The organism is Terriglobales bacterium, from assembly GCA_035937135.1.
Taxonomy (GTDB): domain Bacteria; phylum Acidobacteriota; class Terriglobia; order Terriglobales; family Acidobacteriaceae; genus DASYVL01.
The window spans coordinates 13,365-27,461 of sequence record DASYVL010000154.1 but is presented as its reverse complement, the minus strand read 5'-3'; the positions used below and the strand labels follow the sequence as shown (position 1 = coordinate 27,461).

The 14,097-nt window shown below is 65.5% G+C and carries 15 protein-coding genes; 6 read left to right on the top strand and 9 right to left on the bottom strand.

Annotated features, from left to right (window positions below; translation table 11 throughout):
- The 5 genes from trpS to hisC form a co-directional block, all read left to right on the top strand.
- Positions 1-918 (top strand): tryptophan--tRNA ligase (gene trpS, locus VGQ94_09170; GenBank protein ID HEV2022688.1); only part of this gene is annotated, 918 nt, incomplete at its 5' end.
- A gap of 17 nt (positions 919-935) precedes the next feature.
- On the top strand, positions 936-1,754 hold the full coding sequence (locus VGQ94_09165) for a segregation/condensation protein A (GenBank protein ID HEV2022687.1): 819 nt from the start codon (positions 936-938) through the stop codon (positions 1,752-1,754).
- Positions 1,751-2,416 carry an SMC-Scp complex subunit ScpB gene (gene scpB, locus VGQ94_09160; GenBank protein HEV2022686.1) on the top strand — a complete coding sequence of 222 codons (666 nt, stop codon included), beginning with the start codon at positions 1,751-1,753 and terminating at the stop codon, positions 2,414-2,416. Before VGQ94_09165 ends, scpB begins: the two co-directional genes overlap by 4 nt.
- Complete coding sequence (locus tag VGQ94_09155; GenBank protein ID HEV2022685.1) at positions 2,416-3,222, top strand: pseudouridine synthase; 807 nt, start codon at positions 2,416-2,418, stop codon at positions 3,220-3,222. Before scpB ends, VGQ94_09155 begins: the two co-directional genes overlap by 1 nt.
- Positions 3,219-4,346, top strand: a complete 1,128-nt coding sequence (hisC, locus tag VGQ94_09150) for a histidinol-phosphate transaminase (GenBank protein ID HEV2022684.1) — start codon at positions 3,219-3,221, stop codon at positions 4,344-4,346. Before VGQ94_09155 ends, hisC begins: the two co-directional genes overlap by 4 nt.
- 34 nt (positions 4,347-4,380) lie before the next feature.
- Here hisC and VGQ94_09145 read toward each other — a convergent pair whose 3' ends face one another.
- Together VGQ94_09145 and mutM are read right to left on the bottom strand one after the other, a co-directional pair.
- A complete protein-coding gene (locus tag VGQ94_09145; protein HEV2022683.1) occupies positions 4,381-5,388 on the bottom strand; it encodes an ROK family protein in 1,008 nt (335 codons plus the stop codon).
- Positions 5,389-5,497: 109 nt separating this feature from the next.
- On the bottom strand, positions 5,498-6,373 hold the full coding sequence (gene mutM, locus VGQ94_09140) for a bifunctional DNA-formamidopyrimidine glycosylase/DNA-(apurinic or apyrimidinic site) lyase (protein HEV2022682.1): 876 nt from the start codon (positions 6,371-6,373) through the stop codon (positions 5,498-5,500).
- 241 nt (positions 6,374-6,614) lie between these two features.
- Between mutM and VGQ94_09135 the strand changes: the two genes are divergently transcribed.
- Positions 6,615-7,925 (top strand): adenylosuccinate synthase, encoded by a 1,311-nt coding sequence (locus VGQ94_09135; protein HEV2022681.1) that lies wholly within the window; start codon positions 6,615-6,617, stop codon positions 7,923-7,925.
- A gap of 20 nt (positions 7,926-7,945) precedes the next feature.
- Here the strand turns inward: VGQ94_09135 and VGQ94_09130 are convergent, their stop codons facing one another.
- The 7 genes from VGQ94_09130 to VGQ94_09100 form a co-directional block, all read right to left on the bottom strand.
- Positions 7,946-8,134 carry a 2-hydroxymuconate tautomerase gene (locus tag VGQ94_09130; GenBank protein ID HEV2022680.1) on the bottom strand — a complete coding sequence of 63 codons (189 nt, stop codon included), beginning with the start codon at positions 8,132-8,134 and terminating at the stop codon, positions 7,946-7,948.
- A gap of 13 nt (positions 8,135-8,147) precedes the next feature.
- Entirely contained in the window at positions 8,148-8,573 is a 426-nt protein-coding gene (gene ndk / locus VGQ94_09125; protein ID HEV2022679.1) for a nucleoside-diphosphate kinase, read from the bottom strand.
- A 29-nt stretch (positions 8,574-8,602) separates the two neighbouring features.
- On the bottom strand, positions 8,603-9,490 hold the full coding sequence (gene sucD / locus VGQ94_09120) for a succinate--CoA ligase subunit alpha (protein ID HEV2022678.1): 888 nt from the start codon (positions 9,488-9,490) through the stop codon (positions 8,603-8,605).
- 1 nt (position 9,491) lies between these two features.
- A complete protein-coding gene (gene sucC, locus VGQ94_09115) occupies positions 9,492-10,664 on the bottom strand; it encodes an ADP-forming succinate--CoA ligase subunit beta (protein ID HEV2022677.1) in 1,173 nt (390 codons plus the stop codon).
- Between the two features lie 119 nt (positions 10,665-10,783).
- Positions 10,784-11,647, bottom strand: coding sequence for a M48 family metalloprotease (locus VGQ94_09110; protein ID HEV2022676.1), 864 nt, complete (start codon positions 11,645-11,647; stop codon positions 10,784-10,786).
- Positions 11,648-11,666: 19 nt separating this feature from the next.
- Entirely contained in the window at positions 11,667-12,080 is a 414-nt protein-coding gene (locus VGQ94_09105) for a hypothetical protein (GenBank protein ID HEV2022675.1), read from the bottom strand.
- The gene (locus VGQ94_09100) at positions 12,080-14,062 is read right to left on the bottom strand and encodes an adenylate/guanylate cyclase domain-containing protein (protein ID HEV2022674.1); all 1,983 of its coding nucleotides are present in this window, start codon (positions 14,060-14,062) and stop codon (positions 12,080-12,082) included. The genes VGQ94_09105 and VGQ94_09100 overlap by 1 nt, the downstream gene beginning before the upstream one ends.
- Positions 14,063-14,097 lie beyond the last annotated feature (35 nt).

Genomic DNA, 14,097 nt, shown 5'->3' with positions numbered 1-14,097 from the left:
ATCGCCGACTGGCACGCGCTGACCACCGATTACGCCGACACCTCGAAGATCAAGGACAACTCGCTCGAGGTGATGCTCGACTGGCTTTCCGCCGGACTCGACCCCGAGCACGCGACCATGTTCATCCAGTCGCATGTGCCGCAGCACGCCGAACTCCACTTGCTGCTCTCCATGATCACGCCGCTGGGATGGCTGGAGCGCGTCCCCACCTACAAGGAGCAGCGACAGAACATCAAGGACAAGGACCTGGGCACCTACGGCTTCCTCGGCTACCCGGTGCTGCAGTCCGCCGACATCCTCATCTACCAGGCCGACTACGTCCCGGTGGGCGAGGACCAGGTGCCGCACATCGAACTGACCCGCGAGATTGCCCGCCGCTTCAACATGTTCTACTCCGGCAAGCGCTCCTACGCCTTCCCCGAGCCGCAGTCGCTCCTGACCCACGCCCCCAAGCTCCCCGGCACCGACGGCCGCAAGATGTCGAAGTCCTACGACAACTACATCCTGCTGAGCGAACCCGAGGCCTCCATCCGCGCCAAGCTCAAGACCATGGTCACCGACCCGGCGCGGGTGCGCCGCTCCGATCCCGGCAATCCCGACGTGTGCCCGGTGGGCGACCTGCACAAGATCTTCAGCAGCAAAGAGACCATGGCGGAGGTGAACCGCGGCTGCCGCAGCGCCTCCATCGGTTGCATCGAGTGCAAAAGCTGGTCGGCCGACGCCATCGTCAGCACGCTCCAGCCCATGCAGGAGCGCCGCCGAAAATACGAGCACAATCCGCGCCTGGCCTGGGATATCCTCGAAGAGGGCGCGGCGCACGCACGCAAGTCCGCGGATAGCACCATGAAGGCGGTGCGGCAGGCTATGGGCATCTCCCGCGACTTCGCGCCGCCTCTCGGAAGCAAGAGGGAAAAGTAGAGGACGGCACGCCCGCGATGCCTGAGACTCCGCAACCCGCCCCCTCCCAGCAGAAAGAGACCAGCGACTTCCCTTTTGCCGTCACCGTGGGCGCGGTCTACGACGGCCCGCTCGACCTGCTGCTCGACCTCATCCGCCGCCAGGACATCGACATCTACGACATCCCCATCGCCCGCATCACCTCGCAGTATCTCGGTTACGTCGAAACAATCAAGCACCTGGACGTGAACGTGGCGGCGGAGTTCATCTACATGGCCTCCATGCTCATCCACATCAAGTCGCGGATGCTGCTGCCGCGCGACCCCGACGCGCCCGCCGACGACCAGGACGACCCGCGCGCCGAGCTGGTCAACCGCCTGCTCGAGCACGAGAAGTTCAAGAATGCCGCGCAGATGCTCTTGCAGAAGCAGCAGATCGAGGACGCCACCTGGTCGAACCCGGCGCTGGGCGAATTCAAGGACGCCGAGGGCACCGAGCCCGAGCTCGCCGCCGACGTGGTGGACCTGGTGCGCACCTTCCAGCAGGTGCTCGACCGCGCCCGCACCCGCCCCGTGCTTGAAGTGGATGAGGACTCCGTCACCGTCGGCCAGATGATCGACTACATCCGCCGCCGCCTGCTGCTGGAGGACCGCCCGCTCCGTTTGAAGCAACTCCTGGGCAACATGCAGTCGCGCAAAGCGTTGATCTGCGCCTTCCTGGCGCTCTTGGAGCTGGTGCGGCTGCAAGCCATCCTGCTGCGTCAGGACAGGATTTTCAGCGACATCATCCTCAAGAAACATACAATGTTCGACAGCGTGTTGGGGGATGAGTCGCCCGTGCGCGACGACTGGAAATGAGCGTGAAGAGCAAAGTCGAAGCCATCATCTACGCCGCCGAGGAGCCGGTGAGCGTAGAGCAGATGGTGGCTGCGCTCAAGGATTCCCTGGGCGAGGAGGCCGGCGATCCCAAGGCAGCGGTGCGCGCCGCGGTCGAGGAGCTGATCGCCGACTACGCCGCCGCCGGACGCGGCATGGAGATCCGTCTGGTCGCGGGCGGCTATCGCATGTCCACCAAGCCCGAGTTCCACGACGTGGTGCGCGCCTTCGCCAAAAGCCTGAAGCCGCCGGTGCGGCTCTCGCTGCCCGCGCTGGAAACGCTTTCCGTCATCGCCTACAAGCAGCCGGTCACCCTGCCGGAGATCAACGAGATCCGCAGCGTTGATTCCTCGGCCGTCATCGCCACCCTGCTCGACCGCAAGCTCATCACCACCGCCGGGCGTAAGGCCGTCATCGGCCGCCCCATCCTCTACCGCACTACCAAGGAGTTCTTGCTGCGCTTCGGGTTGAGCGACATGAGCGAACTGCCCACGCTCAAGGAGTACGAGGAGCTGGCCGGACAGTCCGAGCTCTTCCCCGTCGCCGAGGCAATTCCCGACGCCACCGGCGTCCCCGACGAGAAGCCCGCGGACGAGGGCGCCTCGGAGAGCGAAAACGCCTCTGCCGCGAATTCCTCCGACTGATGCCCACTGAGCGCCTGCAAAAGATCATCGCCGCCGCCGGAATCGCCTCGCGCCGCAAGGCGGAGGAACTCATCACCCGCGGGCGCGTCCAGGTGAACGGCAAGACGGTAACCGAACTGGGCTCCAAGGCCGACCCGGAGCGCGACCACATCCGCGTGGACGGAAAGTTGCTGCACGGGCCGCAACGGCACGTCTACCTGGTGTTGAACAAGCCCCGCGGATACATCACCAGCGCCTCCGATCCCGAGGGCCGGCCGACGGTGCTCGACCTGGTGCACGGCGCCGGGGCGCGCATCTACCCCGTCGGCCGCCTCGACTACGCCAGCGAAGGCCTGTTGCTCCTGACCAACGACGGCGCGCTGGCAGCGAAACTGATGCACGCCTCCTCGCACGTCCCCAAGACTTACCAGGTGAAGGTGAGCGGCCGGCCCACGGGGGAGAATCTCCAGAAGCTTCGCGCCGGAGTGGTACTGCCGCCCGACCTGAAACGTCCTGGTGCCGCGCGAAAAGAGTCCCGTAAAACGGCGCCGGCCGCGATCCGTATGCTGCGCGACGCTCCCAACCCCTGGTACGAGGTCACGCTCATCGAGGGACAGAACCGCCAGATCCGCCGCATGTTCGAAAAGGTCGGCCACCACGTGGAGAAGATCAAGCGCGTGCGCTACGGCCCCCTGGAGCTGGACCTCGAGCCCGGCGCCTTCCGGCCGCTCACGCCCGTGGAGGTGGCCCGGCTGAAATCAGCTGTCTCAAAAGGGCGGAGTGGGCCGCCACCCCGCCGCCGTGATACAAAAGAGATTCTGCGATGAAGGACTTCGACGAGCTGATTTCCGAACACATCCGCGACCTGGCGCGTTACGTGCCGGGCAAGCCCATCCGCCAGGCCGAGCGCGAGAGCGGCGTCCGCTGCATCAAGATGGCATCGAATGAGAACCCCTTCGGCCCCTCGCCCAAGGCAGTGGAAGCCATCCGCGCGGCGGTTGTGAGCGCCAACTTCTATCCCGACAACGACTGCGCCGAGTTGCGCCAGGCCCTGGCGGAGCGCCATCAGCTCAGCGTTGAACAGATCCTGGTCACCGACGGCTCCACCGCCCTGCTCGACCACATCGCGCGCACCCTGCTGGCCCCCGGGCTGAACGCCGTCACCAGCGAGCGCTCATTCATCGTCTATCCCATCGTGACTCAGGCCGCCGGTGGCCGCCTGATCCAGGTGCCCATGCGGGAGCACGCCTTCGACCTCGACGCCGTGCTCGCCGCCATCGACGGCAAGACCCGCATCGTCTATCTGGCCAATCCCAACAATCCCACCGGGACGATGTTCGACGCCGCGGCCACCGACCGCTTCCTCGACCGCGTGCCCGAGCACGTGCTGGTGGTGCTCGACGAAGCCTACTTCGACTTCGCGACGCACTTCGCCGCCGCCCAGGACATCGACTACTCGCACTCGCTCGACTACGTGCGCCAGGGGCGCAAGGTCATCGTCCTGCGCACCTTCTCCAAGGCTCACGGCCTGGCCGGACTGCGCGTGGGATACGGCTTCGGACCGCCAGACCTGCTCCAGGCCCTGGCGCGCGTGCGGCCGGCCTTCTCCGTCTCCGGGGTGGCCGAGGCCGGTGCCCTGGCTGCCTTCGGGGACACCGCCCACGTCCAGAAAGCCGTCGAAAACAACGCCGCGGAGGCACCTCGACTGGCCAAGGAACTCTCGGCGCTGGGCCTGCATCCCATTCCCACCTGCGCCAACTTCCTCTATCTCGACGTGGGGGAGGAGTCCGTCGCTTTCGCCCGCCGCATGCAGGCGGAGGGCATCATCGTCCGCGCCCTCAACGCCTGGGGCGCGCCCAACGCTATCCGCGTCACCGTGGGCACCCCGGAGCACAACCGGATGTTCCTCGCCGCCCTAAAGAAGGCCCGGCAGCAGGCTCCCCTGCGCTAGCCGGAGCGCCGGGGTCCCGCGGCAACGATGAGCTCTAGCGAGCAGGCCATCGCGCGCGGGGGTGCGCGTCGGCCTCCTCGCGCATCAACGCCAGCCGCGCCGCACCGTAGAGGCCGGCATCCGAGCCCAGCCGTGCGCGCGTGATGACGGTCGCATGCTTGCCGGCTGACGTCGCCGCGTAGACGAACGAGCGCTTCCGTACCTCCTCAAGCATGACCGGCGAGAACATCTCCCAGGCGTCGGCCACGCCGCCGCCGATCACATACATGGGCAGATTGAAGGTGTTGACCAGTCCGGCCAACACGATCCCCAGCGCGCGGCCCACTCGGCCGAAGATCTCCCGAGCGGCGGCGTCGCCGCTCTCGGCCAGTTGGCAAACAGTCTCAGAGCTGAAGTCGCGCTCGGCGGTGGCCCGTGCCAGTGCGGGCGCGTTTCCACTGGCGGCGGCCTCACGCGCCATGCGCTCGATGGCCTTAGCGGAGGCAGACTGCTCCAGGCAGCCGCGGTTGCCGCAGCCACACGGCGGGCCTTCCGGCTCCACCGTGATGTGTCCCAGCTCACCCGCCATCCCGGTCATGCCGTGCCAGATGCGCCCGCCCAGGACGATCCCGCCGCCCACGCCCGTGCCTAGCGTGATTATGCACAGGTCGTCCACCTCGCGGCCCGCGCCCAGCCACTTCTCGCCCAGCGCCGCGGCGTTGGCGTCATTCTCCAGGATGACGCGCGTCCCCAGCCGCCGCTCGACCTCCTCGCGCACCGGGTAGTCGTGCCACCCCGGCAGGTTCGGAGACTCCCGCACAGTCCCGCTCCCCAGGTCGATGATTCCCGGCACTCCCACGCCCACCCCGGCCAGCTTGCCGTCCGACTCCCTCTTCTTTGCGAGCGTCTGGATGGCGCGGCACATCTCGGCAATCACCTCATCGCGCGGGCGCGCGACTCCGGTATCCGTGGTGATCTTCTCCAGCAGCTTGCCGCCCTCGTCCACTGCGGCGATCCGCAGGTTGGTCCCGCCCAGGTCCACGCCGATGGCAAAGGAGGTCATGGGGTCAGAAGTTTAGATCAGAAGCTCAAAGGAGAAAGTAAAAAGGTAAAGGTTAAGACCAGCACCTTTCGTTTCTATTCCTTCACTTTTTACTTTTTCCTTTTACCTTTTACCTTTGACATTTCGGGCAATAATGCGCGCTCCGGCCTGCAATCACCACGCGCTTGATGGCCGACCGGCATTCCCGGCAGGGCTCGCCCTCGCGCCCGTAAACCCGGTGCTCGAACTGGAAGAAGCCCTCATCCCCATCGGCGTTCACGTAGTCGGAAACCGACGAACCTCCGGCCCGGATGGCCTCGCGCAGCACCTGCTGCAGGGCGCGGCGCAGCCGCGCCAGCTCCTCGCCGGTGAGCCGGCTGGCTCGGCGTCGCGGCCGGATTCCGGCGCGGTAGAGCGACTCGTCCGCATAGATGTTGCCCACGCCGCGCAGCAGCTTCTGGTTGAGCAGCGCGCTCTTGATGGGCGTCTTGCGCCCGTGGAAGAGGTGCGCGAACTGTCGTACGCCGGCGCCCAGCGGCTCCTGCCCGCCGGGCGCGAAGCCGCCAGGGTCGCGCACCACGGAGAGCCTGCCGAATCGCCGCGGGTCCACAAAACGCAGCTCGCGGCCGGATTGCAGACGCACGATGGCGTGCGTGTGCCGGGCGATCTCGCTCTCCGGCTGCGCGATCACAAGCCTGCCCGTCATCCCCAGATGCACGATCCACTGGCTGTGTGGCTGGGTCCTCCTCGAACCGTGTGGCAGAGGAGTCTGCCCTGAGCGGAGTCGAAGGGTCCTCGGCTGTGCAATTTCCAAGTCGAACACGAGGTGCTTCCCCACCCGCCGCACCGCGGCGATGCGCGCCTGTTCGAGCGCGGCCACGATCTCCGGCGCCGGCGACTTCAGGGGCTCGGGCTTCTCCCCCAGCCAGACGGATTCAATCACGTCGCCGCGCACTCTGCGCGACAATCCGCGACGGATGGATTCGACCTCAGGAAGCTCAGGCATGGGTCAGTGACCAGTCCTCAGTTGCCAGTGTAACAACAGCCTGGCCATGGGCGAATGGGGCAACCAGCCAGTCGCAACTGTTCTTTTGCCCTGGGAGCCGCCTCCCGGTTATCATTTCCCGTACACGTCTTTCCCCCTCGATTCCCAGAAATCACAGGTAATAGAATGCTGACGCGCAAAGAGTGTGCGAATCCAGAGACTAGGTACTGAATACTAGGTACTAGGTACTTCTAACTGTTCCATGAAAAAAGGCCAAGCCATCATCGTGGTCGGCGCCCAGTGGGGCGACGAGGGCAAGGGCAAGATCGTCGACGTCCTCTCCGAGCAGTTCTCCGTCGTCGTCCGCTATGCCGGCGGACACAACGCCGGACACACGGTGGTCATCCGCGGGAAGAAGTTCATCCTGCAACTGATCCCCTGCGGCGTGCTGCGCAAGGGCTGCCGCGCCGTCATCGGCAATGGCATGGTGGTGGACCCGGTGGCGCTGCTCAAGGAGATTGCGGCGCTGCGCCAGCTCGGGGTGAAGATCCACGGCAATCTCTTCCTCAGCAACCGCGCCCACGTCATCCTGCCCTACCACCGCATGATCGAACTGGCGGCGGAGAACGCTCCCGGACGGGTGAAGATCGGTACCACCTCGCGCGGCATCGGCCCCGCCTACGAGGACAAGATGGGGCGCCGCGGCCTGCGCGTCGCCGACCTTCTTGACCTCGATCTGCTGAAGACCCACATCGAGAACGCCTGCCACGAGAAGAACATGATCGCGCACGCGCTCTTCAACTCCGAGCCGCTCGACGCCGACAGCATGTATGAGGAGTACGCGCGCGTTAGCCGCGAGATCCGGCCCTTCGTCTGCGATACCGCGGTGCTCGTCAACCAGGCCCTCACCCGCGGCGGGTCGGTGATGTTCGAGGGAGCCCAGGGGGCGCTGCTCGACATCGACCACGGCACCTATCCCTTCGTCACTTCGTCGAGCGCCACCTCGGGCGGCGCCATCATCGGGACCGGCGTCGCGCCCACGGCCATCGACGCCGTCTTGGGCGTGACCAAGGCCTACTGCACGCGCGTGGGCGGCGGACCCTTCCCCACCGAGATCCTCGACGCCGCCGGCGACCGCCTGCGCGAGCGCGGCAACGAGTACGGCGCGGTCACCGGACGTCCGCGGCGCTGCGGCTGGCTCGACCTGCCGCTCCTGCGCTACGCCTGCATGATCAATGGCATCTCGTCGCTCGTGGTCACCAAGCTGGACGTCCTCGACGATCTGGCGGAGATTCCCGTCTGCGTGGGATACAAGGTGAAAGGCAAGAAGACTTCAGAGATCCCGCCCGATGCCGCCGGCTACGAGAAGCTGGAGTGCGTCTATCGCAAGATGCCCGGCTGGCGGACGTCCACTCGCGCCGTGAAGAGCTGGGAGAAATTGCCGGCGAAGGCGCGCGAGTACCTGAACTTCCTGGCTGCGGAGACGGGCGCGAGGATTGCGATGGTCTCCACCGGCCCGGAGCGCGACCAGACCATCGTGCTCGAAAAGGTGGCGGGGAAGAAGAACTCGTAGACGCGTCGCCGGCAGCGTCTCTAGCGCTTGTCGCTCACCAGCACGCCGCCGTGCGCAAAGCTTTCCCGATCGACCTCGAGGAAAGCGACCGTCGTATCTTCCCGCTTGGCGCCCGCCTCTTCCGCGAGCACGTCGGTGACGCGCGCCGCTACCTTGCGCTTCTGTTCCAGCGTCCTTCCCTTCAGCAGCGTGATTTCAACGTGAGGCATCCCGTCCCCCGATTCATTTCCCTAGTTCGTAATCCGCGAAGAAGTAGCCCAACTCGAAGCGCGCCGTTTCCTCGGCGTCCGAGCCGTGGATGGCGTTGTGCTCGATGCTCGATGCCCACTTCTTGCGGATGGTTCCTTCGGCGGCCTGCGCCGGGTTGGTGGCGCCCATTGCTTCTCGCAGACCGGCGATGGCGTTCTCCCTCTCCAACGCCAGCACCACGATGCGCCCGCTGGACATGAACGTGGTGAGCGAGTCGAAGAATGCCTTGCTGGCGTGGACCGCGTAAAAGCCCTCGGCCTCTTGCTTGGTGATCTCCAGCATCCTCATGCCCAGGATGCGGAAGCCTTTCTCTTCCAGGGTCTTCAGGATGTCCCCGATGGCGTTCTTGGCCACCGCGTCGGGCTTGATGATGGAAAAAGTGCGTTGCAGAGTTTTCATTATTAGTTCTCAGTTCTCCCCTTCGGTTCTCAGTTCTTTGCCGCGGCTGCGCCCAGCGCCTGGGCCACCGTCTCGCCAATGTCGGCGGGCGACTTGGCCACGTGGATGCCCGCCGCCTCCAGCGCCCGGATCTTCTCCGCCGCCGTGCCGTGCCCACCGGAGATGATGGCGCCCGCGTGTCCCATGCGGCGCCCCGGCGGCGCCGTCTGCCCGGCGATGAACGCCACCACCGGCTTCTTCACATTCTTGCGGATGTACTCGGCGGCATTCTCCTCGGCGTTGCCGCCGATTTCGCCGATGAGCACGATGGCCTCGGTCTCGGCGTCCTCGTGGAAGAGCCGCAAAGCGTCCACGAAGTTGGTGCCGATGATGGGATCGCCGCCGATGCCGATGGCGGTGGACTGCCCGATCCCGCGCAGCGTGAGCTGGTGCACCGCCTCATAGGTCAGCGTCCCCGAGCGCGAGACGATGCCTACGTGTCCCGGCTTATGGATGTGGCCGGGCATGATGCCGATCTTGCACTTGCCCGGCGAGATGATGCCCGGGCAGTTGGGTCCGATGAGCCGCGACTTGCGGTTCTGCAGGAACTTCCAGGCGCGCACCATGTCCAGCGTGGGGATGCCCTCGGTGATGCAGACGATGAGCGCCACGCCGGCGTCGGCGGCCTCCATGATGGCGTCCGCCGCGAACGGCGGTGGCACGAAGATGAGGGTGGCGTTGGCGCCAGTTTGTTTCACGGCGTCAGCCACGGTGTTGAACACCGGCCAGCCCTCGTGCGTCGTGCCTCCCTTGCCGGGAGTGACTCCGCCCACGACCTGGGTCCCGTAGGCGGCGCAGGCCTTGGCGTGGAAGGTGCCCTCGCGTCCGGTCAGCCCCTGCACGATCAGCCGCGTCGACTTGTCCGCCAGTACGCTCACTTCACTTCCCCGCCGCAGCCACGACCTTCTCCGCTGCATCCTTCATTGTCTCGGCGACGATGAAGTTCAACCCGCTCTTCTTCAGGATCTCGCGGCCCTGCTCCACGTTCGTTCCCTCGAGGCGCAGGACGATGGGCAACTGGATCTTCGTGCTCTTGGCCGCCTCGACTACGCCCTGCGCCAGCGTGTCCACGCGCAGGATGCCGCCGAAGATGTTGATGAGCACCGCCTTCACGTTCTTGTCGCTCAGCAGGATCTCGAAGGCGTGCGTCACCTGCTCAGCGTTGGCCCCGCCGCCAACGTCGAGAAAGTTCGCAGGCGCTCCTCCCGCATACTGGATGATGTCCATGGTGGACATGGCCAGCCCCGCGCCGTTCACCATGCAGCCTACGTTGCCGTCCAGCTTGATGTAGTTCAGCCCGTACTTCGAGGCCTCGACCTCGAGCGGCGCTTCTTCATCGGTATCGCGCAGTTCCTTCAAATCCTTGTGGCGGAAAAGCGCGTTGTCGTCGAAGGTGATCTTGGCGTCGAGCGCGAACAAGCGGCCGTCCTGGGTGGTGATGAAGGGATTGATCTCCGCCAGCGAGGCGTCGCAGGCTTCGAAGGCTTTGTACAGCGCGCCCAGGAGTTGCGCCGCCGAGCCGATCTGCTCCGGCTTCAAGCCCAGGCCGAAGGCCAGCTTGCGCGCCTGAAACGGTTGAAAGCCGATTGCGGGATCGATGTACTCCTTGAGGATGGCTTCTGGATTGGTGGCCGCGACCTGCTCGATCTCCACCCCGCCCGAAGCCGACGCCATGAATACCGGGCACGCCGTGGCGCGGTCGATCACGATTCCCAGGTAGAGTTCGCGCTCGATGGGCAGCGTTTCTTCGATGAGCAGGCGCTTGACGATGCGCCCTTCCGGGCCGGTCTGGTGCGTCACCAGCTTCATGCCCAGCATCTTGGCGGCGATTTCGCCGGCCTCGTCGGCCGATTTGGCGATCTTCACGCCGCCGCCCTTGCCGCGGCCTCCCGCGTGAACCTGGGCTTTGACCACAACTCCCGTTGCGCCCGTGGAGAACAGGTTCTTGGCCGTGGTCTGTGCCTCATCGCGGGTCGTGGCGACCTCGCCGCGCGGCACTGCCACGCCGTACTTTGCGAGCAGGGTCTTGGCCTGGTATTCGTGGATCTTCATGATGGATGGGCGCGCCGGAGCCTCTCTGCGGCCTCAAAACCCCGGCAGGAAAGCAGCGATTCTATAGGACGCTACGGCGCGGAGCAAACCAGCCGCGGGAGCCCGCCGCACGTTGTCTCCTACTTACTGGAAGAGCCCGCATGAGCGGGGGCGTGCTCGGGAGCGAAGCGCACGTTCTGCTGGAAGCGCTCTTCCAGCGTCTGCCCAGCGTCGCCGTACTGCTTGGCGATCTCGGTGAGCGTCGCCACGCGCTGCGGCAACGGCGGATGGGTCTTTTGCCACAATCCCAGGCGGCGCGCGTCATCGGCCCGGGCAAGCATCTGCAGGAAGTCGCGCAGCCCGGTGGCCCGGTAGCCGGCGTACGCGGCGAATTCTGTTCCCTTCTTGTCTGCCTCGGATTCCGAGGACGGGCTGTAGCTATTGTTCAGGGCTTCGGACACTACGTCCTTGGCCAGGGAGGTCAGCTCCGCCGGGCCGGGAATGTAGGATGCGCCCTCCTTCCACAGCCACTGTTTGTTCTTCTTGGCGCGGATCTGCTTTTCCAGATGGCGTCCATCCACGTGCGACACTTCATGGGCTAGCGTCCCGGCAAGCTCGGCTTCGCTCCTCATGTTGGCCAGCGCGCCGCGGGTGATGAAGATGTATCCGCCGGGCAGCGCGAAGGCGTTGATGATCTCCGTATCCAGGATCGCGAAGTGGTAGGGGACGTCGCGCGGCGCCTGGCGCGCCACGGTATTCCCCACCAGGTTCACGTAGTTCACCATCGCCGGATTCTCGTAGACCCTGAAGACGCTGATCATCTTCGCCGCCGAAGCCTGGCCAATGGCCTTCTCCTGCTCCGGCGTCCAGGGAGCGTTGTTCTCCTGCACTTCCTTGGCCTTCTGCGCTCCCTTGGTCACCCAGCCGCCAAACTGCGCGTGCGTCAAGGACGCCGTCAGCGCCATCCCCAGTAGCAGGGCCAGAACTTTTTTTGCGCGATGCATAGCGTTGCCTCTCATTCGCTCACTTGGCCGACTTGGCCGCCGGCTGCGGGTTGAGTTGGCCTTCCAGGATGAACTGCTGGAGAGCATCCGGCGCCACCTTGCGGCTGCTTAACTCCGAGGCCTTCTGCAAATCGGCGCTAGTCGGAGTCGCCTCCAGCACCTTCTGCTCGATCTCTCCGTTCGGCCCCACACCGTTGAAGCCCAGCGCGGCCGAGTCCTTGGTCTGGCGCGACGACTTCAGCCCCCCCTTGCCTTCGAAGAGCGGGGCAGGCTGCTCGTCGGCTTTCTTCTGCTCGTCTGTTTTCTGCTCTTCCTTTGGCTGCTCCTTCTTCTTGCCTTTCTTCTCCTGCGGAAAAAAGGCGAATCCCAGCGAGGAGCAGGCGAGAAGCAGCGTCAGAAGAAGCGTCAGCGGGCGCGCGTGGCGTGGATTCATCAGTTCCTCTGGATTCCGTCCAACCCTTGCAGCTCGAAGACCAGGGTCTCTATCGTCTTGCCCTTCACCTTCACGCCGCCCAGCGGGCGGACCCGGGCTGCGTCCCCGAGCTGCTCCCGGGTGAAGTCGGAGATGACTATCGATGTCTTGAACTCCTTATTCAAGCCCTCCAGCCGCGAGGCCAGGTTTACCGGGTCGCCAATGACCGTGAACTCGATCTTCTTCCCGCTGCCCACGTTGCCGAAAATGACTTCGCCGGTGTTCAGGCCAATGCCGATAGCGATGGTGCGGCGCCCTTCGCCCTCCCAGCGCCGGTTGAGGTCCGCCAGCCGCTCCAGCATCTCCAGCGACGCCTGCGCCGCCAGCAGGGCGTGGTTCTTCCCCGGCGTGAATGCGCCCCAATAGGCCAGGATGCCGTCGCCGATGAACTTGTCCACGATGCCGTCGTACTTGAAGATGATCTCGGTCATGGCCGCCAGGTATTCGTTGAGTAGCCTGATGAGCTCCGTCGGGTCGGACGACTCCGTGAGCGTGGTGAAGTTGCGCACGTCGGAGAACAGGATGGTCAGCTCCTTCTTCTGCCCACCCAGCTCGACAGTCTCCAGGTTTTCGAGTACGTAATCCACCAGGGCCGGGGAGACGTAGCGGTCCAGCGTGCCGCGCGTGCGCCGCAATTCGCGCCCGGTGGTGGCGTAACGGATGGCGGCTGCGGAGACGTAGGAGAGCGCCAGCGCCGCCACCGGGGCCACCAGGGGCAGCCACAAGTGCGCGCGCGCAAACGCCAGATAGTTGCCTCCGGCATACCCCGCCAGGATCGCGGCCAGCGCCGCAGCGCCGCCCAGCGTGGAATGGATGCGCAGCAAGATCGCGGCGCCGGCGAAGGACAGCAGGAAAACCACGAGCGGCAGGAACCACGCGGGCGCAGGTTGCATGGCCTCGCCGTGCAGCAGGTTGTCGATGGCGGTGGCATGCGCGATGAAGCCGGGCGCAGCTTCGGCAAAGGGCATGGGATGGGCGTCGTAGATTCCCGTAGCACTGGCTCCCAGCAGCACGATCTTGTCGCGGAAGAACTCCGGCGGAAACCTTTCCACCTTCTCGTCCCATTGCCGTGGATAGATGGAAGCAATCACCTGCCACAGCGGGACGCGCCGGTAAACGAAGGCGTCGCCGTGCCAGAGCAGGAGCATACGGCCGGAAGCGTCCACGGGAAGGCGGTGGCTGTCGGGTAAAACCGCGCGGGACTCGCGGCGATAGCCGTCGTACTTCTTTCCTGAAGCCCCATCGGCGGCACGAGCCGCGAGCGACCGTACCTTCCCGCCGGGAATGGCAAACTCCAACGGAACCCGACGGATGGTGCCGTCGAGGTCGGGCGTGGAGTTGCTGCTGCCCAGTCCGGCGGCGGCCTGCGCCAGTTCGTCGAGGGGCACATTCAGCGCGGAGTTGGAGGGAGAGGCGGGCTCCGCTGGTCCTGCCGATGACGAGCGTCCCGTCTCGCGCTCGAGCAGCTTCCACTTTGTGGCAGAGGCGGCGGCAGCCTCCTCGGTGAGGTTCATCTCCGCTGGGCTGAAGGTGTAGGCGAGCACCACGTTGCCAGCTTGGTTCATCACGCGCGCAAACTCATCGTCTACTTCCGGACTCTCCTTGCCGCTAAACATGGCGTCGAAGACGATGACCTTGGGCTTGCCGCGCGCGGTGTAGCGCACCACCTCGGTCCACACACGGCGCGTCCACGGCCAGCGGCCCAGTTTGTCCTTCAGCTCATCGAAGCTGGCGTTGTCGATATCGATGATGACGATGCTCTTGTCGGCGCGCGCCGGATCCGCCGACCAGCGCACGCGGGCGTCGTACGCGCCGCTCTCCAGCCAGTCGAAGGCGCGCGTCCGCGAGAGTCCGAGCACCACCAGCGCGCAGACCAGCGCGGCCGCGAGGGCCGCTCGCTGGAAGGTCTTTTGCGTCTGGCTCCGATATCCCGAGGCCGACATGACCGCAAGAGGTTACAACATTCCGCGGCGTTGAA

What these genes read in the sequence shown, in the direction of transcription:
- VGQ94_09155 (HEV2022685.1), top strand. Translation starts at nt 2,416, where the DNA reads ATGCCCACTGAGCGCCTGCAAAAGATCATCGCCGCCGCCGGAATCGCC.
- ndk (HEV2022679.1), bottom strand. Translation starts at nt 8,573, where the DNA reads ATGAAAACTCTGCAACGCACTTTTTCCATCATCAAGCCCGACGCGGTG.
- sucC (HEV2022677.1), bottom strand. Translation starts at nt 10,664, where the DNA reads ATGAAGATCCACGAATACCAGGCCAAGACCCTGCTCGCAAAGTACGGC.
- VGQ94_09145 (HEV2022683.1), bottom strand. Translation starts at nt 5,388, where the DNA reads ATGACCTCCTTTGCCATCGGCGTGGACCTGGGCGGGACCAACCTGCGG.
- VGQ94_09100 (HEV2022674.1), bottom strand. Translation starts at nt 14,062, where the DNA reads ATGTCGGCCTCGGGATATCGGAGCCAGACGCAAAAGACCTTCCAGCGA.
- hisC (HEV2022684.1), top strand. Translation starts at nt 3,219, where the DNA reads ATGAAGGACTTCGACGAGCTGATTTCCGAACACATCCGCGACCTGGCG.
- VGQ94_09110 (HEV2022676.1), bottom strand. Translation starts at nt 11,647, where the DNA reads ATGCATCGCGCAAAAAAAGTTCTGGCCCTGCTACTGGGGATGGCGCTG.
- scpB (HEV2022686.1), top strand. Translation starts at nt 1,751, where the DNA reads ATGAGCGTGAAGAGCAAAGTCGAAGCCATCATCTACGCCGCCGAGGAG.
- VGQ94_09130 (HEV2022680.1), bottom strand. Translation starts at nt 8,134, where the DNA reads ATGCCTCACGTTGAAATCACGCTGCTGAAGGGAAGGACGCTGGAACAG.
- mutM (HEV2022682.1), bottom strand. Translation starts at nt 6,373, where the DNA reads ATGCCTGAGCTTCCTGAGGTCGAATCCATCCGTCGCGGATTGTCGCGC.
- VGQ94_09165 (HEV2022687.1), top strand. Translation starts at nt 936, where the DNA reads ATGCCTGAGACTCCGCAACCCGCCCCCTCCCAGCAGAAAGAGACCAGC.
- VGQ94_09135 (HEV2022681.1), top strand. Translation starts at nt 6,615, where the DNA reads ATGAAAAAAGGCCAAGCCATCATCGTGGTCGGCGCCCAGTGGGGCGAC.
- VGQ94_09105 (HEV2022675.1), bottom strand. Translation starts at nt 12,080, where the DNA reads ATGAATCCACGCCACGCGCGCCCGCTGACGCTTCTTCTGACGCTGCTT.